Raw genomic sequence first — 17305 nt, forward strand, 5'->3', positions numbered from 1 at the left:
GGCGGCGCCGTCGCGGCCGGGAAGAAACCCTGTGCGCGAGGCGCCTCGCGACGAGGCCTTAGCCGCGATCCGTCGGTCCATCCAGGGCGGATGACGACGCGGTCGTCCCGTCCGCGCGATGGCCTCGGCCGAGCCAGGCCTAATCGAGGAAACCCTGGAACACCGTCAGGACCAGCGGAATGGCGAGGCCGGCCAGGATGGTCTGGACCGCCACGATCCCCGCCATCAGCGGTGCGTCGCCGCCGAGCTGGCGAGCCATGATGTAGGAGGACGAGGCGGTGGGGAGAACCTGGAAGATCAGGGCGGTCACGGCGGCGGGGCCGTGGAGGCCGACGGCGCGGCAGGCCAGCACCGTCGCCACGGGCATCAGCACGAACTTGACGGCCGACGACACCAGGACCGGGCGCATCCAGGTCCGCGCCGCCGACAGGTCGAGGGCGGCTCCGACGCAGAGCAGGCCCAGCGGCAGGGACGCCTGCCCCAGCGCCTTGAGCATCGGCTCGATCCCCGGCGGGAGGTGCAGTCCCGACGCCTGGAGGAGGATGCCACCGAAGCACGCGATCACCAGGGGATTGAGGGCGAGCTGGCGGGCGAGGCCGGCCGGTCCGGGTCGTTCGCCGGTGCCGAAGCGGGCGAAGACGAGCACGCACAGGATGTTCACCGTGGGCACGATGGCGGCGTTCGCCACCGCCGCGAGGGCGAGCCCTTGCGCACCGAACACCCCGATCGCCGCCGAGACGCCGACGTAGTTGTTGAAGCGGATGCCGCCCTGGAACACCGAGGTGAAGGACGCCCCCTGGAAGCCGAGGCGTGATCGCGCCAGGAGCAGGATCGCCGCGACCGCGCAGGTGGAGACCACCAGCACCACGACCAGGGCCAGCACCGGCACGCCGTCCAGCCGCGCCGTCGTGAGCCCGTGCACCATCAGGGACGGCAGCAGCACGTAGTAGCTGAGGCGTTCGGCCTGGGGCCAGAAGCCCTCGCCGAGGAAGCCGACGCGGCGCAATGTGGCGCCCAGCGCGATCAGCAAGCCGATGGGCACCAGGGCGAGGAGGACGGACCCGATCATCGCGGGCCGCCTGAGACCGGAGCGGGCATCTAGAACGCCAGGAGCCGTCGGGCGCGCAGGCGGGCGAGCAGGGGCAGCAGGGGCAGGCCCAGGATGGTGGTGTGGTCGCCCGCGACCTCCGCGAACAGATGGATGCCGAGGCCCTCGAGCTGATAGGCGCCGACGCTGGACATGGCGCCGGGTCCCGCGAGCGCCACGTAGGCCGCGATGGACGCCGCATCGAGGGGCCGCAGGGTGAGGTGCGCCGTCTCAACGAAGGTGTCTGGCGCGTGCACCCCGTCGATCAGAGCCACGGCGGAATGCAGGTGGTGGGTGCGCCCGGCGAGACGCGCGAGCTGCGCGCGGGCGGCCGCCGCGTCGGCGGGCTTGTGGAACACGACGCCGTCGCAGGCGAGCACCTGATCGGCCCCGACGACGATCCGGCCCGGCGCACGGGCGGCCACCGCCTCGGCCTTGGCGAGGGCGAGACGCAGGGCGAGGTCGGACGGAGCGAGCCCCGCACAAGCGGCCTCGATGGCGCGCTCGTCGACACCGGGGCTTTCGGTTTCGACGGTGAGGCCAGCCCCAGCGAGGAGCGCGCGCCGGGTCGGGCTGGTGGAGGCGAGGAGGAGCGGCGCGGCGCCGCGCCATAGGGGGGAGGGGGAATCCATCGCTCCAGTGTCACGGATCGCCGCGCCTCGACAAGATGCGCTCGATTTCAGCGGCGCATGCTGCGGAAGCGGCAGTACCGGCCGTTGTCCTGGAACCCGCCCGGGCATCTGGCGACGCAGGCGCCCGCCGCGAACTTGAGAGGCGGCCGGCAGGAATATTTGTGGCTCTTGTTGCGGTACTGGTAATCCTGCGCCCGGCCGGCCTCGGCGGGGGAGACGGACGTGCCGACGATCAGAGCGAAGAGAGCGGCGCAGGCGAGACGGTTGGGCATCGGGCATCCTGAAGTGACGGATCGCAGGGTCAACCCGCGTGGGTTCCCGTTGGTTCGCGCCCTCAGGTGGCGATGAACTTCAGCCGGTGCTCGCGGTGCAGGTCGAGGATCGCCGCGGCGGTCTCCTCGATGGAGCGGCGCGTCACGTCGATGGTCGGCCAGCGGTGCTTGGTGCACAGGCGCCGGCACGCCGCGATCTCGTCGGCCACGGCCGAGCGGTCGACGTAGAGGGAGGAATCGTCGGCCTTGAGGCTGAGGAGCCGGTTCTGGCGGATCTGCACGATGCGCTCGGGGCTTGCCAGCAGCCCGACGAGGAGCGGCTTTCGCGCGTTCTCCAGGGAGGCCGGCAGCGGCATGCCGGGCACCAGGGGAAAGTTCGCGGTCTTGAGGCCGCGGTTGGCGAGGTAGATGGCGGTCGGCGTCTTCGAGGTGCGGCTGACGCCCACCAGGATCACGTCGGCCTCGTCGACATCGAGGGGCAGATTGCCGTCGTCGTGCGCCAGGGTGAAGTTCATGGCGTCGATGCGCTTGAAGTACTCGGCGTTGAGCATGTGCTGCGCGCCCGGTCGGGCCGTCGAATCCGCGCCGAGGTAGGATTGCAGCAGGGCGTGCACGGGCTGGAGCACGGACAGGCACGGCGAGCCGGTCTCGCGGCAGGCCGCCTCCAGGCGCTCGGTGAGGTCGTGGCCGACCAGGGTGTAGAGCACGAGGCCGGGCGCCGCCTCGATCTCGGAGATCACCCGTTCGAGCTGCGGACCCGAGCGCACCAGGGGGTAGACGTGCTCGATGGCCGAGACGCCCTCGTACTGCGCGGCCGCCGCGCGGCCCACGTTGATCAGGGTCTCGCCGGTGGAATCCGACACGAGGTGGAGGTGGAAGTAGCTGCGGCTCATCGAGAACTCTGTCTCCTCGGAATCAGGAGACAAGGAGCGTGCCGGCCTTGTCCACCGCTTGCGCCTTGGGGGAGTCGATGAATGTGGATAAGCCGGCTCGCCACCGTGGTCCAGGCGGGACCCACCCCGTGTTGTCGACTCTCGCGTCCACACGCCGTCCGACGCACGTCGACCGGACGCGGTTTTGGGAGAATCAGGGACCGACCGGCGCCCAGCCGCGCGGAGCGCCTCGCAAGGCACTGTCCGGCATCGTCTATCCGGGACATTGCTCGCAATCCGTTAAAGCCCTCTTAACGCCGTGGCGGCGGGGACGGCCTGTGGACGCTTTTCCGCTCCCGTCATCCAGCCCTCTAAAAGAAAAAACAGAGTCCTAGAATCTCTCTTTCCTTTTAGAAGGGCCGTGTGGGGATCGATCCGTCGCGACCTCCACGAGCGGAGATCAGAACGGTTTTCGAGGGGGAGACAGCCGGGCCATCGGTGCTACATACCAGTCACGGGGTTTGGGTGTCGGAGATCGGATGAGCCAGGGTGATGGGGCGGACCGCGTGGTCCTGCGGGTGCTCTCGGGCGAGGCGCAGAAGCGCCCCCCCGCCTGGATGATGCGTCAGGCCGGCCGCTACCTTCCCGAGTACCGGGAAGTCAGGGCGAAGGCCGGCTCGTTCCTCGACCTCTGCTACAACCCGGATTTCGCCACCGAGGTCACCCTCCAGCCGATCCGCCGCTTCGGCTTCGAGGCGTCGATCCTGTTCTCCGACATCCTCGTGATCCCCGACGCCCTCGGCCAGGACGTGCGGTTCGTCGAAGGCGAGGGGCCGCGCCTCGATCCACTCGCCGGCCGGGCCGAGTTCGAGCGCCTGCGCCAAGCCGACGATCCGGCGATCTTTTCGCATCTGGCTCCCGTCTTCGAGACGGTGCGGCGGCTCCGTGCCGAGCTTCCCCATGAGACCACGCTGCTGGGTTTCTGCGGCGCGCCCTGGACGGTGGCGAGCTACATGATCGGTGGGCGCGGCACGCCCGACCTTGCGCCGTCGCGGGCGCTCGCCCGCCACGACACGGCCCTCGTCGAAGCGCTCATCGACCGTCTCGTCACCGTGCAGACCGAGTACCTCGTGCGCCAGCTCGAGGCCGGGGCCGACGCCGTGCAGATCTTCGAATCCCATGCCGGGTCGCTGCCCGACGTGCGCGGCGCCTCCGAACCGGAGGAAGCGCCCGTCAACGAGGTCGCCGAGAGCGCCCTGCCGGAGGGCACCCCGCGCGACGCCCTGACCCGCTGGTCGCTCCAGCCCATCGCCCGCATGATCGCCGGCGTGCGCGCCCGGGTGCCGGGCGCGAAGATCATCGTGTTCGCCCGGGGCTCGGGCCTCGACGGCCACGCCCGTGTGGTGCCGGAGACGGCGGCCGATGCCGTGGGCGTCGACTGGTCGGTGGATCTGGCGGCGCTCAGGGGCCGTGTGCCGGCCACCACGGTCACCCAGGGCAATGTGCACCCCGAGACCCTCATCGAGGGCGGAGCGGCCCTGGACGCCGCCGTGGACGGCGTGCTGGCGGCGACGGATGGCCTGCCGCACATCTTCAACCTCGGCCACGGCATCACGCCGCAGACGCCCATCGCCCATGTCGAGCAGATGCTGAAGCGGCTTCGCGGCTGATGGACGGCCTCTACCTCTGGATCAAGGCGCTCCACGTCGTCGCCGTCATCTCGTGGATGGCGGCGATGCTCTATCTGCCGCGCCTGTTCGTCTACCACGCCTCCCTGGTGCCCGGACCGCACGCGCAGGCGCAGTCCGAGACCTTCAAGGTGATGGAGCGGCGGCTCCTCAAGGCGATCATGACGCCGGCCATGATCGCCACCTGGATCTTCGGGCTGATCCTCGTCTGGCAGAGCGGCTACTACGCCGCCGGCTGGCTCCAGGCGAAGGTCGCCCTCGTGCTCGCCATGAGCGGCATCCACGGCTGGCTCGCCCGCATGGTCAAGGATTTCGCCGCCGACCGGAATACGCGCGGCCACAAGTTCTACCGGGTGCTCAACGAAGGACCGACCCTCCTGATGGTCGCCATCGTGGTGCTGGTGGTGGTGAAGCCGGGGCTGTGGGGGTGATCCGCCGGACCTACCCTTGGTCTACTTGTAAAGGAGTAGCTTAAAAGCTACAAAAGATCGTGGCGACTATTCTCCGGCATCCGAATTTCGTCGCATGGTTCGATGCCCTTCGCGACGATCGCGTGCTGACCCGGATCGCCGTTCGGATCAGGCGGCTCGAACTGGACAATCCGGGGGATGTCAAACCGGTCGGTGAGGGCGTCAGTGAAATGCGGATCGCTTACGGACCGGGCTATCGAGTCTATTTCCGGCGGACCGGTTCGGACATCACGATCCTTCTCTGCGGCGGCGAAAAATCAACACAAGCGCGGGACATCGAGACCGCGAAGCGGCCGGCGCGCGAACTGCGATGATCGTTGGTAGGGTAAAGCTATGACCATCGAACTGAAGCCCTGGGACGTGGCCGAGTATCTCGACACTCCGGAACGCATCGCACTCTACATCGAAGCTGTCATCGACGATGGCGACCCCGCACTGCTTGCGGCGACCCTAGGAGATATCGCGCGCGCGCGGGGCATGGCTCAGATCGCCAGGGAGACCGGGCGTTCGCGCGAAAGCCTGTACCGGGCGCTCTCCGACAAGGGAAACCCTGAACTCACCACCCTGATGGGCGTCCTGAAGGCCCTTGGGCTGCAGCTGAGCGTCAAACCCATCACCCCCGCAGCGACCTGACCCCTGCCTCAAGGACCGCCATGTCCCCGATCCTGTCCGCTGCCCTCGCCGGGATGATCCTGGCCCTCGTCGCGACGACCGCGCAGGCCGCGAGTTTCCCGTGCGACAAGGCCGAGGCGGCCGACGAGAAGGCCATCTGCGCCACCCTCGTCCTCAACGACCGCGACGTGGAGATGGCCACCCGCTTCGAGATCCTGCGCGCCATGCTGCCCATGGGCGGCAATGCCAAGCTGCGCGAGGACCAGGAAACGTGGCTCGCCGAGCGCCGCGCTTGCGAGGCGGACGTCGCCTGTCTCACGCAGGCCTACGACGCCCGTCTGAAGACCCTGCGGGCGGTGTTCTCGGAATTCGCCAAGCAGGGGCCGCTCTGAGGCGCCCTCAACCCAAACGGGCGAGAAGCCGGTCCATCAGCGGGTTGTCCGGCGTGAAGGCGTAATCGATCTTGCGCACGCTGACCGAGCCGGCTCCGGCCTTCACCAGGGCGTCGGCCAGATCGAACACCGCGTCGACGGGGCAGTGCAGCACCATCTCGCCCCGTCCCTCGGGGGCGCCGTAGGGCAGTTCGGCGTCGTGCAGGGCCGAGATGCCGGCGAGATCGATGTCGCCGTCGTCCGGCATGGCGGCGCGGACCTCGCGGGTGGTGCGGGCCCGCTCCTCGGCCTGGATGCGGCCGAGCACGGCCCGCAGGGCGTTGCGCGGGCTCGGGCCCCAGGCGGCGTTGAGGGAGGCGACGAGGTTCGCCTCCGAGCGCAGGATGATCCCGTCGTCGAGGATCTTCAGGGCGTTGGCGGCCAGCGTCGCGCCCGTGGTGGTGATGTCGACGATGATCTCGGCCGAGCCCGCCGCCGGCGCGCCCTCGGTGGCCCCGAGGCTCTCGACGATGCGGTAATCCGCGACCCCGTGCTCGGCAAAGAACCGCCGGGTGAGGTTCACGTATTTCGTGGCGATGCGCAGGCGCTTGCCGTGGCGCACCCGCATCTCGGCCGCGACCTCGTCGAGATCGCTCATGGCCCGCACGTCGATCCAGGCCTGGGGCACGGCGACCACGACGGTGGCTTGGCCGAAGCCCAGCGGGGTCAGCAATTCGACCTGGCCGCGCGCCTCGGGCAGGGATTCGCGGATGAGATCCTCGCCGGTGATGCCGAGATGGGCCGCGCCCGAGGCCAGTTGCGCCGCGATCTCGGACGCCGAGAGGTAGCGGACCTCGACGCCCGGCACGCCGACGAGCTTGCCGCGATAGTCGCGAGCACCGGTGTTCTGCGCGAGCTTCAGTCCGGCGCGGGCGAAGAAGGCGGCGGCGTTCTCCTGCAGGCGCCCCTTGGAGGGCACGGCGAGGACGAGGGGATCGGTCATCGGCGCCGGCTCACGGGTGGGAAGTGTCGGATGTTTGGGAGGTGTCGGAAGGGGCGACCCGCGAGAGCCAGACGGCGCAGCCGACGGCCGGCACCGGGATCGGACTGCCGAGATGCTGCAGGAGGCCGTCGTAGCGGCCACCGCCGACGAGGGGCGGCCCGGAGGGGCCTGCCGCCGTCACCTCGAAGATGAAGCCGGTGTAGTAGTCGAGGTTGCGCGCGAACCCGCCCGAGAAGGCGAAGCGCTCGACGGACAGTCCCCGCGCCGCCATGAAGCCCGTGCGCTCCTCGAACAGACCGAGCGCCGCCTCGAGGGGCGGATGGTCGAGGCCGGCCGTGCGGATGAGCTCGCGCATGGCGAGTGCCGCCGCGTCGGGATCGCCCGCGATGGCGCGGTAGCGCTCGACGAGGGCGCGGTTCTCCGGGTTGAGGCCGGCGCCGCCGCTCGCCTGGGCGGCGGCCTTCGACAGGAAGCGCTCGGCGATCTCGCCGGCGCTGCGTCCGCCGACCCGCGAGATGCCCGCGATGGACAGCACGTCCTCCACGAAGGCGCGCACCCCCCTGGGGTCCTGGCCCTGGATCGCCGCGAGGAGGCCCGCATGGGGATCCTCCTGGCGCACGCCGTTGGTGACCTCGTCGAGCGACCGGCCGGCCGCGATGGCCCGCAGGGTCCGGCGCTTGGCGGCCGGGGGCACGGCCAGCGCGTCGAGGAGCGCGTCGAGGAGACCCATGTCGCCCAGCCGCACGGCGACGTCGCTGCGGCCCAGGGCGGAAAGGCCCTCCAGCGCAAGGCCGAGGACCTCGGCATCCGCCGCCGGAACGTCGGTGCGGCCGATGGATTCGATGCCGGCCTGCAGGAATTCGTCCGGCTCGTCGCGCCCGAGGCGGAACACCGGCCCGCAATAGCTGTAATCGGCCGGTCCCGCGGCGCCGTGCGCGAGATGGTGGCGGCAGACGGGAATCGTGAATTCCGGCCGCAGGCACAACTCGGCGCCGCCGGCATCCTGGGTCACGAAGATGCGGCGGCGAATGTCCTCGCCCGACAGTTCGAGGAACGGCTCCACGGGCTGGAGCACCGGCGGGGTCACGGCGCCGTAGCCCGCATCCGCGAACTGGGCGAGCAGGCGCGCCGTGCCGTGCGATCGTCCGCCGGCGATCGCGCCGCCGGGTTCCGGGTTCATCATGGGTCCGCCCGCCTCGTCATCGCGCCCTCGTAGCAACCGGAATCCGGCTTGGCGACCGTCGTATCGACCGTGGCGACTAGAGCCAGCCCTGCAATTCGCGCCGGACCACGGTCTCGATCACCTTGAGGCCCAATGCGCCGTCGTTGAGGCACGGGATGTAGGCGAAGCGCTCGCCGCCATTGTCCTCGAAATAGTGCCGGTTCTCGCCGTCGAGCTCTTCCAGGGTCTCGAGACAATCGGCCGAGAAGCCCGGTGCCACGATGGCCATGCGCTTCACCCCGCTTTTCGCCAGCTCCTGCACGGTCTCGTCGGTGTAGGGGCGCAGCCATTCCTCGTTGCCGAAGCGCGACTGGAAGGTGGTGCGCATCTTGTCCGTCGAGAAGCCGAGGGCTTCCCGCACGAGGCGGCCGGTCTTCACGCACTGGCAATGGTAGGGGTCGCCCTTGAGGAGGTAGCTCTTCGGCACCCCGTGGAACGAGGTCAGGATCACCTCGGGCTCGAAGTCGAGCTTGGCCAGCCCCTCGCGGATCGAGGTGGCGATGGCGTCGATGTAGACCGGATCGTCGTGATAGGGCGCCGAGACCCTCAAGGTCGGCTGCCAGCGCATTTTCATCAGGGCCTTGAACGCCTGGTCGCAGGCGGTGGCCGAGGTGGCGGCGGCGTATTGCGGATAGAGCGGCACGAGGAGGATGCGGTCGCAGCCCTGGTCGAGGAGCGCCTGGATGCGCTTGTCCATCTCGGGCTTGCCGTAACGCATGGCCCAATCGACCACGACTTGGTCGCCCATGGCCGCCTGAAGACCCTCGGCCTGGCCCCGGGTGATGGTCTTCAGCGGTCCCTCGTCGCGCTCGTTGTTCCACACGCTCGCGTAGTCGCGGCCCTTCGGCCCCGGGCGCTTCGTCAGGATGATGAGGTTGAGCAGCGGCCACCAGATCAGGCGCGGCACCTCGATCACCCGGCGGTCCGACAGGAACTCCTTGAGGTAGCGGCGCATGGGCCAGTAGCTCGTGCCCTCGGGCGTGCCGAGATTGGTCAGGAGCACGCCGATGCGGCCCCAGCGCACGGGCGGATGCTCGGCGGGGAGCGGTGCGGTGCTGGTCTGGAGCGGCATGCTGTCCTGCAGGGACGTCGGGGCGACGCGTTCGGTCATCGGGTTTCCGGAATCGCCGCAGAGGCGGAAAAGTTGTGCAAACGGGGATATCTATCTAGAGCAGGCGGCCTGCCAGCATCACCCGATGGATTAGGGCGCGACATGCCGTCTCCCCGGTACTTCTTCAACCACTTCATGCCGTTCACCGGCTATCCCTATACGGGTGCCCCGACCGCCTGCAATCTCTGCGGCTCGACGCGCAGCGTGACGGTGGCGGAGACCGACCGGCGCCTGAAGACCCTGCGCTCCATCGCCTGCGAGCAATGCGGCCTCATCCGCACGGACCCGATGCCGACCCCGGCGGAGCTGGCGGATTATTACGCGACGGCCTACCGGGCCGATTATCAGCTCGCCTTCGCCGGCGGCCCCCCGCGCAACCACCTCAACCGCTCGGCCCGCGAGGCGACGTTCCGCGCCAATCTCCTGGCGCCGAAGCTGAAAGCCGGCGCCCGCGTCCTCGATTTCGGCTCGGGCTCGGGCGAGTTCCTGGCGGCCGTGCGGGCCAAGGGCTGCGAGGCCGTGGGCGTCGAGCCAGGGCGGGATTACGCCAACTATGCCCGCACGCAGCACGGCGTCGAGGTGCTGGACGATGCCGACGATGCCCGCTTCCCGGCCGGGCATTTCGACGTGATCACCACCCACCACGTCATGGAGCACCTGCGCGACCCCGCCGACGTCATGGCGCGCCTGTCGCGCTGGCTGAAGCCCGACGGGGTGCTCTACGCGGCCGTGCCCAACATGGCCGCGACGGGCAAGCCGCCGCACGAGCGCTTCCACTTCGCCCACGTCCACGGCTTCGTGCGCGAGACTTTCGACCTCACGGCGCGCCGGGCCGGCCTCGTGCCGCATCTGGACTATTGGCGCGAGGACACCACGGTGGTCTACGCCAAGACGGACGCGCCCATGGGGGCCCTGGCCGTGCCGGGCCTCGCCGAGCGCCTCGCCATCGACCTGAAGCCGATGCCGGCGGGGGCCTACCTCGCCTCCGGCGCCTGGATCTGGCCGATGCTGCGCCGGAACGCCAAGGCCGTGCGCGACACCTTCGTGGCCCGCTGAGAACCGTCGTCGTCGCGTCGCGGGAGCTGTCCTAGAAGGAAAGTCTCCCGACGCCACCACCGAGACCGACCCCATGCCGCGCCCCAGCCGCCGCCAGACCTTCGGCCTCGGGGTCGGCGCAGGCCTCGCCGCCGGGATACACGATGCCCGGGCGGCCTCCACCGCGCCCGAGCCGACCTTCACCCTGCTCCTCGTCAACGACCTCTACCGGATGTCGGAAACCGAGGGTCGCGGGGGCTTCGCCCGGCTCAACGCCATCGTGAAGGCCGAGCGCGCGCGCGGCGTGCCGCTCCTCTACGCCCATGCGGGCGACACGCTCTCCCCGTCCCTGATGTCGGGCTTCGACCAGGGCGCCCACATCGTCGAACTCCTCAACATCGCGCCGCCCGACGTGTTCGTGCCGGGCAATCACGAGTTCGATTTCGGGCCTGCGATCTTCGCCCGGCGCATGGGCGAGGCGAACTTTCCGGTGTTCGCCGCCAATCTGCGCGATGGCGCCGGGCGCCCCTTGCGCGGGGTGCGCGACCGGACCCTCGTGACGCTGGGCGGCATCCGGGTCGGGATCGTCGGCATCGCGCTGGCCAGCACGCCGGATAAGTCGCAGTCGGGCGACCTGCGCTTCGCCCCCGAACTCGAAACCCTGGCGCGCGAGGCGCAAACGCTCCGCGCCGAGGGCGCCGACCTCGTGGTCGGGGTCTGTCATACGGGCCGGGCGACGGACGAGGCCATCGTCGCAGGCCGCCTCGTCGATATCCTGCTGTCGGGCCACGACCACGATCTGGCACTCCGGTACGACGGCCAGACCGTCATGGTGGAATCGAGCTTCGACGCCCATTTCGTCACCGCCATCGACGTGACCGTCCAGGTGACGGGATCGGGGAAAGCCCGGACGGTGACCTGGCGCCCGAGCTTTCGCGTCCACGATTCGGCACGCGTCGTTCCCGACCCCGAGACCCTGGCGGTGGTGCGGCGACTCGAAGGGGACCTGTCGCGCGAACTCGACGTCGCGGTCGGCGAGACGCGCCTGCCCCTCGACAGCCGCATCGCCGCCGTGCGCGCGCGGGAGGCCAGCTTCGGCAACCTCGTCGCCGATGCCGTGCGGGCGAGCACGGGAGCCGATCTGGCCATCGTCAACGGCGGCGGCATCCGGGGCGACACCCTGTACCCGGCCGGCCGGGTGCTGACGCGCCGCGACATCCTGCTGGAACTGCCCTTCGGCAACACAACGGTTCTCGTCGCGCTCACCGGCGCGCAGATCCGCGGCCTCCTGGAGACGGGCGTCTCGGAATTCGGCCGTCCCGCGGGACGCTTCCCGCAGGTCTCGGGCCTCGTCGTCACCGTCGATCCGACGGCCCCGGTCGGGGCCCGCATCGTCGCCCTGAGCCATGGGGGCGTGCCCCTCGACCCCGACAGGACCTACACCGTGGGCTCGAACAACTTCCTGTACGATGGCGGCAACGGCTACGGCGCCCTGTCCAAGGGACGCACCCTCGTCGGCGGCACCGACGGCACCCTCGTCGCCAATGCGGTGATGGCCTACATCCGGACCAACGCGCCCCTGTCCGTTCCGTCCGAGGGGCGCATCCTGACGCGTTGAGGATCCCCTGCCGATGAGTTCAGGCCCCGTCGCCGATGCCCTCGCGCGCTTTCGCCGTTCGGGCTCGCCCTGGCTCGACCTGCCGTTCTTCGAAGGCGGCGCGGCCGACACCGTGGCGATGCGGGTCGATGAGCGCATCGCCGAGGGCGTCACCGTGCTGCCGGCGCCGGAGAACATCTTCAACGCCCTGGCGCTGACGCCGCTGACCGAGGTGAAGGCAGTGATCCTCGGCCAGGACCCGTACCCGACGCCGGGCGATGCCAACGGGCTGGCCTTCTCCTATGTCGGCCCGCGGCGCCTGCCGGCCTCCCTCAAGGTGATCCTGGCCGAAATCCCCGACGCGCCGGCCAAGCCGACGACCGGCGACCTCACGCCGTGGGCGCGCCGCGGTGTGCTGCTCCTGAACTCGGCTCTCACGGTGGAGCAGGGCAAGTCCGGTGCTCACTTGCGCTACGGCTGGGCGTCGCTCACCGATCAGGCGGTGGAAGCCGTCTCGAAGCGGGCGGAGCCGGCGGTGTTCCTGCTGTGGGGGGCGCAGGCCCGGGCGCGGGCCGCCCTCATCGACACCGCGCGCCACGGCGTCATCGAATCCGGCCATCCCTCGCCCCTGAACCGCCAGCGGGATTTCCCCGGCTCCCAGCCCTTCGCGGCGGCGAATGCCTGGCTGACGGCGCAGGGCGTCGCGCCCATCGACTGGCGTTTGGACTGAAGCGACGCAGCCGCTCGGACGTACCCCCTCGGCCGTGCCCCCTTGGGCTCGGCTCCTTGGACGCGCCCCCTTGGAGGAGTGGGGCGGGCGGTCTATTTCCGTCGAGCGCATAAGCGGAATTTAAGAAGCCGCCGCACCCTGAGGAAACGCCCGATGCCCGTACGCCCCCTTCTCGCCCTGAGCCTCGCGCTCGCTCTGCCGACCGTCGCGCAGGCCCAGATCCGCAACGCCCCGCAGCCGCGGGCGCTGGAATTCGCCGCCTACATCTTCGCCGCCGCCAATGTCTGCGGCTACCGCATCGGTGCCGAACAGTTCGAGGCGCTCCTGGAGAAGCAGGGAACGCGCGCCGCCGATGTCGGCCCGCGCGGCCCGTTCGGCGGCCGGGTCCAGACGATCTTCGCGATGATGTCGAACCAGATGCAACTCAATCGCGAGACGGCGTGCCTCGCGGTGGCCGGCGAGTACGGCCCCGAGGGCAATATCACCAAGAACGTGCTGCTGCCGCCGATGCCGGCCGGTGCCCCGAACGAGGCCGCCCCCGCCGAGACCGCGCCGAAGCCTGCGCAGTAAGGTTTGGATGCGGTCGGGTTCGGACGGAGGCCCGCGGGACCTCCGTCCGGTCCGAGTCTAGAACAGGCCTTCGATCTGGCCGTTGGCGTCGAGGTGGATGCCCTCCGAAGCCGGGACCTTCGGCAGGCCCGGCATGGTCATGATCTCTCCGCAGATGACCACGACGAAGCCGGCTCCCGCCGAGAGGCGCACGTCGCGCACGGCGATGACGTGGCCCTCGGGGGCGCCCATCAGGTTCGGGTCGGTGGAGAACGAGTACTGGGTCTTCGCCATGCAGACGGGCAGGTTGCCGTAACCGTCCTTCTCGAACTGGGCGAGCTTGGTGGCGGCCTTGGATTCGACCTGGATGTCGGCGGCCCCGTAGAGCTTCGTCGCGATGGTGCGGACCTTGTCGGTGAGCTTGGTCTCGGTCTCGTACGCGAAGGTCAGGGGCTTCTGCTCGCCCTCGGCCAGCTTCACCACGGCGTGGGCCAGTTCCTCGGCGCCGGCGCCGCCATCCGCCCAATGCTTGCAGGTGATGGCCTCGACCTGGAGCCGGTCGCGGCACAGCTCCTTCAGCTTGGCGTGCTCGGCATCGGTGTCGGCGTAGAAGTGGTTGACGCCGATGACCACCGGCAGGCCGAAGCTGCGCACGTTGGCGACATGGCGGGCGAGGTTGGCGAAGCCCTTCTCCAGGGCGCCCAGGTTCTCGGAGCCGAGCTCCTTCTTCGAGACGCCGCCATGCATCTTCAGGGCGCGCACGGTGGCGACGATCACCACCGCGGACGGCTTCAAGCCCGCCTGCCGGCACTTGATGTCGATGAACTTCTCCGCCCCGAGATCCGCGCCGAAGCCGGCTTCGGTGACCACGTAGTCGCCGAGCTTGAGCCCGGCGCGGGTTGCGATGACCGAGTTGCAGCCATGGGCGATGTTGGCGAAGGGGCCGCCGTGGATCAGGGCGGGGTTGCCCTCCAGGGTCTGCACGAGGTTGGGCTGCAGGGCGTCCTTGAGCAGCACCGTCATGGCGCCCGTGGCCTTGACGTCCTTGAGGGTCACCGGCTTGCGGTCGCGGGTCTCGGCGATGACGATGCGGCCGAGGCGCGCCTCGAGGTCGTCGAGGTCGCGCGCGAGACAGAACACCGCCATGACTTCGGACGCCACGGTGATGTCGAAGCCGTCCTCGCGCGGGAAGCCGTTGGCAACGCCGCCCAGCGACTGGGTGATCGACCGCAGGGCCCGGTCGTTCATGTCGACCACGCGGCGCCAGTGGATGCGGCGCACGTCTATGTTGAGCTCGTTGGCCCAGTAGACGTGGTTGTCGATGAGGGCGGCGGCCAGTGAGTGCGCCGACGTGATGGCGTGGAAGTCGCCGGTGAAGTGCAGGTTGATCTGCTCCATCGGCACGACCTGGGCCTTACCGCCGCCGGCAGCACCCCCCTTCATGCCGAAGCAGGGGCCGAGCGACGGCTCGCGCAGGCACATCACGGTCTTCTTGCCGATGCGGTTGAGCGCGTCGCCGAGACCCACCGTGGTGGTGGTCTTGCCCTCGCCTGCCGGGGTCGGGCTGATGGCGGTGACGAGGACAAGCTTGCCCTCGGGCTTGTCTTCCAGACCCTTGATGAAATCGTGATCGATCTTGGCGATGTGCCGGCCGTAATTGTGAAGCGCCTCGTCCGGGATGCCGATCCGGGCAGCGACCTCGGTGATCGGCTTCAGGGTCGCCGCGCGGGCGATCTCGATGTCTGACGGCATGCCTCGTCTCTCCCGATTTTTTTCTTCGCGCCGAAGGGCGCGCGTTTGGCGTGTGCGGTGCCGGCGCCGTGTGGCGCACGCGGATCGGCCGCGCGGAACTGCACTGTGTCCGATCACACCAGTTTGATGGAAGGGGCAAGGAAAAGCGCTTGGGAAATTTTCAACGCGCGAACAAAATTTCGTTTGAGATCGGCCGGTTCCTGGAATCGGTGCGCCTTCGATGGGCTCACCCCCGGATCAGCCCGTCATGGCCGTCGCGGTGTAGCCGGCCTGGGTCAGGACCTCGGCCACCGTCCCGCTGTGCTCGCGGGTGGTGACGGCGACCCGGCCATGATCGAGGTCCACCGCCACCCGCGCGGCGGGATCGAGGTGCAGGATCGCCCGGCGCACCGCCTCCGCACAGCCGTTGCAGGTCATTCCATCCACCTGCATCAGCAGGTCCGACTGCATCGCATCCATGGCGTCTCGACCCTATCGTCCTGTGTCTCGCACCGGAGAGGTTCGCCGGACCCGGGAGAAAGGATGCGGGAACGGGAACTTCACCACAGCGCCGGAGATCGAATCCGGCTCGACGCCGCCCGGGTGCCCCGACCCGCCATGTTGAACCGGTGCGGATGGGATGCAAGCGCCGAGGAAGAGCGCCGGGTCCCCCGGCATTCCAGATCCCTCGCGCCCCATCACCCGGAAACCCAAGTCACACCGGACGAAAATCGGCGTGGGCCGTCGCGCACGCATCTTGTGAGTGCCTGGCGTCTCGGCGACAAAGGCGGTCTGGCTGCCACCGATCCGTACCGTCGGTTGTGCGGCCCTTCATGGGTTCGAGGTGAGAGCATACCGATGGCCCGGATCGTCGGCCGGCGTGGCGGCCCGTGGGCACTTGGTCTGAAGGGTCTCGGTTTCCTGGGACTCGGCGCCTTGGTCCCGCTCTCCGCCTATGCCCCCCTCGGCGGGGCCTTCGCCCTCGCCACGGCCGGTGGTGCGGCGGCCCTCCTCGCCCACCGCCGGGCCGGAGCCCTGTCCGCCCGCTGCGAGAAGCTGTCGAGTGAGCTCGATGTGCTGTCCCAGCGCCTGGTGCGCCTCGAATCCGTCACCCGACTCATCGCAGAGCAGCAGGTGCGCGCCGATGGGGCCGCTTCCGGGGCCAATGCCGGCGCCGACACGGCGGCCCTGGCCGCCGGCGTCGAGGAGGTCACCGCCGAGATCGGCCTCCTCAGCGGCATCGTGCGTGAACTCGCTGCCGTGGTGGCGACCCAGGACGGGGAGATCGCCGGCCTGAAGGCGGCGCCCCCGGTCCCGACACCGGCGCCACGGCCCGTCGCACCCGAGATCGTGGTGGCGCCCCGGCAGGCGGCTCCCGCCGTGCCGTGGACTCCCCGACCTCTCGATGTGGCCGCGAGAGAGGTCGCGTCGCGGGAGGCCGGCCGCGAAGCCGCGATCCTGACGGCCTTCGATGGGATCGGTCTCGAAGTCCATCTCCAGCCCGTGGTCTCCCTGCCGCAGCGCAAGGTCGTCTCCTACGAGGCGGTGGCGCGCCTGCGCGTCGCCGGGGCGGGCGAGCTTCCGTCCGGCACCCTCCTAGCGCCCGAAGCCTTCCTGTCCATCCTCGAGCGTCACGGCCGCACCACCGACCTCGACCGCCGCATGCTCCAGCGCACGGCCACCGTGGCCCGGCACCTGGCCGGACGCGGCAGCCGGGCGGCCGTCGCCTACGGCCTGTCGCCGCTCTCCCTGTTCGAGCCGGGCTTCCTGCGTTCCCTGGGCCGCCTCGTGGCCGACGAGCCCGATCTCGCCGGCCGCCTCGTGGTTGCCCTGCCGCAGTCGAGCTGGCGCAGCCTCGATGCCGAGCAGGCTGGGGTCCTGGGGGATTTGCGCGGCCTTATCGGGTTCACCCTCGACCGTCCCGTGGACCTGCGTCTCGATCCCTCGGCGCTGGCCGACCGCGGCGTCGGGCAGGTGAAGGTGCCCGCCGACATGCTGCTGCGGCCCGGAATCCACGAAGGCCTGCCCGATATCGCACTGGAGGATCTCGTCGCTGCGCTCGACCGGGCGGGCATCCAGCTCGTGGCCGACCGTGTCGAACGCGAGACCGACGTGCCGGATCTCATCGACCTCAACGTTCCGCGGGCGCAGGGGACGGTGTTCGCCCCCGCTCGTGCCGTGCGCGCCGAAGTGCTGGCCGTTCCGCCGCCGCCCGAGCCGGTCCCGTCGGCGGGCGACGAACCCGAGCCGCCGCCCCAGCGCCGCCCGTTCCGGGATTTCCTGCGCCGCGCGGGATAGGGTTCCGGGCGTTGCTTTCAGGGGG

19 protein-coding genes are annotated in these 17305 nt (G+C 70.0%); 10 read left to right on the top strand and 9 right to left on the bottom strand.

The window, feature by feature from the left end; all coding sequences use genetic code 11:
* Positions 1–139: 139 nt before the first annotated feature.
* The 4 genes from ASF22_RS17755 to ASF22_RS17770 all read right to left on the bottom strand — a co-directional run bounded on the left by ASF22_RS17755 (position 140) and on the right by ASF22_RS17770 (position 2884).
* The gene (locus ASF22_RS17755) at positions 140–1069 is read right to left on the bottom strand and encodes an AEC family transporter (protein WP_056172564.1); all 930 of its coding nucleotides are present in this window, start codon (positions 1067–1069) and stop codon (positions 140–142) included.
* A 29-nt stretch (positions 1070–1098) separates the two neighbouring features.
* Positions 1099–1719, bottom strand: a complete 621-nt coding sequence (locus ASF22_RS17760) for a Maf family nucleotide pyrophosphatase (RefSeq protein ID WP_056266763.1) — start codon at positions 1717–1719, stop codon at positions 1099–1101.
* 47 nt (positions 1720–1766) lie between these two features.
* Positions 1767–1991 (bottom strand): hypothetical protein, encoded by a 225-nt coding sequence (locus ASF22_RS17765; RefSeq protein WP_056266765.1) that lies wholly within the window; start codon positions 1989–1991, stop codon positions 1767–1769.
* 62 nt (positions 1992–2053) lie between these two features.
* Positions 2054–2884 carry a pyruvate, water dikinase regulatory protein gene (locus ASF22_RS17770; RefSeq protein ID WP_056172573.1) on the bottom strand — a complete coding sequence of 277 codons (831 nt, stop codon included), beginning with the start codon at positions 2882–2884 and terminating at the stop codon, positions 2054–2056.
* 518 nt (positions 2885–3402) lie between these two features.
* Here ASF22_RS17770 and ASF22_RS17775 point away from each other — a divergent pair.
* From ASF22_RS17775 to ASF22_RS17795, 5 genes are read left to right on the top strand one after another with little or no spacing between them, the layout of a single operon-like run.
* A complete protein-coding gene (locus ASF22_RS17775) occupies positions 3403–4533 on the top strand; it encodes a uroporphyrinogen decarboxylase (protein ID WP_056172576.1) in 1131 nt (376 codons plus the stop codon).
* A complete protein-coding gene (gene hemJ / locus ASF22_RS17780; protein ID WP_056172579.1) occupies positions 4533–4982 on the top strand; it encodes a protoporphyrinogen oxidase HemJ in 450 nt (149 codons plus the stop codon). Before ASF22_RS17775 ends, hemJ begins: the two co-directional genes overlap by 1 nt.
* A gap of 59 nt (positions 4983–5041) precedes the next feature.
* Positions 5042–5335 carry a type II toxin-antitoxin system RelE/ParE family toxin gene (locus ASF22_RS17785; protein ID WP_056266768.1) on the top strand — a complete coding sequence of 98 codons (294 nt, stop codon included), beginning with the start codon at positions 5042–5044 and terminating at the stop codon, positions 5333–5335.
* Between the two features lie 19 nt (positions 5336–5354).
* Positions 5355–5654 (top strand): addiction module antidote protein, encoded by a 300-nt coding sequence (locus ASF22_RS17790; RefSeq protein ID WP_056172582.1) that lies wholly within the window; start codon positions 5355–5357, stop codon positions 5652–5654.
* A gap of 20 nt (positions 5655–5674) precedes the next feature.
* Positions 5675–6025: a lysozyme inhibitor LprI family protein gene (locus ASF22_RS17795; RefSeq protein ID WP_082483801.1), complete on the top strand. Its 351-nt coding sequence runs from the start codon at positions 5675–5677 to the stop codon at positions 6023–6025.
* 7 nt (positions 6026–6032) lie between these two features.
* On the opposite strand, the gene hisG is transcribed toward ASF22_RS17795, so the two are convergent.
* The 3 genes from hisG to hemH form a co-directional block, all read right to left on the bottom strand.
* Entirely contained in the window at positions 6033–7007 is a 975-nt protein-coding gene (gene hisG, locus ASF22_RS17800; protein WP_056172589.1) for an ATP phosphoribosyltransferase, read from the bottom strand.
* 10 nt (positions 7008–7017) lie between these two features.
* Positions 7018–8190, bottom strand: coding sequence for an ATP phosphoribosyltransferase regulatory subunit (locus ASF22_RS17805; protein WP_056266771.1), 1173 nt, complete (start codon positions 8188–8190; stop codon positions 7018–7020).
* A gap of 76 nt (positions 8191–8266) precedes the next feature.
* The gene (gene hemH / locus ASF22_RS17810; protein ID WP_056172594.1) at positions 8267–9340 is read right to left on the bottom strand and encodes a ferrochelatase; all 1074 of its coding nucleotides are present in this window, start codon (positions 9338–9340) and stop codon (positions 8267–8269) included.
* A 102-nt stretch (positions 9341–9442) separates the two neighbouring features.
* On the opposite strand from hemH, the gene ASF22_RS17815 reads away from it, so the two are divergent.
* The 4 genes from ASF22_RS17815 (at position 9443) to ASF22_RS17830 (ending at position 13272) form a co-directional block, all read left to right on the top strand.
* Entirely contained in the window at positions 9443–10396 is a 954-nt protein-coding gene (locus tag ASF22_RS17815; protein ID WP_056266772.1) for a class I SAM-dependent methyltransferase, read from the top strand.
* Between the two features lie 73 nt (positions 10397–10469).
* Entirely contained in the window at positions 10470–11993 is a 1524-nt protein-coding gene (locus ASF22_RS17820; protein ID WP_056172599.1) for a bifunctional UDP-sugar hydrolase/5'-nucleotidase, read from the top strand.
* Between the two features lie 13 nt (positions 11994–12006).
* On the top strand, positions 12007–12702 hold the full coding sequence (locus tag ASF22_RS17825; RefSeq protein ID WP_056266775.1) for a uracil-DNA glycosylase: 696 nt from the start codon (positions 12007–12009) through the stop codon (positions 12700–12702).
* A gap of 153 nt (positions 12703–12855) precedes the next feature.
* Positions 12856–13272, top strand: a complete 417-nt coding sequence (locus tag ASF22_RS17830) for a hypothetical protein (protein WP_056266776.1) — start codon at positions 12856–12858, stop codon at positions 13270–13272.
* Between the two features lie 57 nt (positions 13273–13329).
* On the opposite strand, the gene ASF22_RS17835 is transcribed toward ASF22_RS17830, so the two are convergent.
* Positions 13330–15003, bottom strand: a complete 1674-nt coding sequence (locus ASF22_RS17835; protein WP_056172609.1) for a formate--tetrahydrofolate ligase — start codon at positions 15001–15003, stop codon at positions 13330–13332.
* 237 nt (positions 15004–15240) lie between these two features.
* Positions 15241–15462, bottom strand: a complete 222-nt coding sequence (locus tag ASF22_RS17840) for a heavy metal-associated domain-containing protein (protein ID WP_056172612.1) — start codon at positions 15460–15462, stop codon at positions 15241–15243.
* A gap of 378 nt (positions 15463–15840) precedes the next feature.
* Between ASF22_RS17840 and ASF22_RS17845 the strand changes: the two genes are divergently transcribed.
* The gene (locus tag ASF22_RS17845; RefSeq protein WP_056266779.1) at positions 15841–17280 is read left to right on the top strand and encodes an EAL domain-containing protein; all 1440 of its coding nucleotides are present in this window, start codon (positions 15841–15843) and stop codon (positions 17278–17280) included.
* Positions 17281–17305 lie beyond the last annotated feature (25 nt).

The sequence above is a fragment of the Methylobacterium sp. Leaf87 genome, assembly GCF_001422775.1.
Lineage (GTDB): Bacteria > Pseudomonadota > Alphaproteobacteria > Rhizobiales > Beijerinckiaceae > Methylobacterium.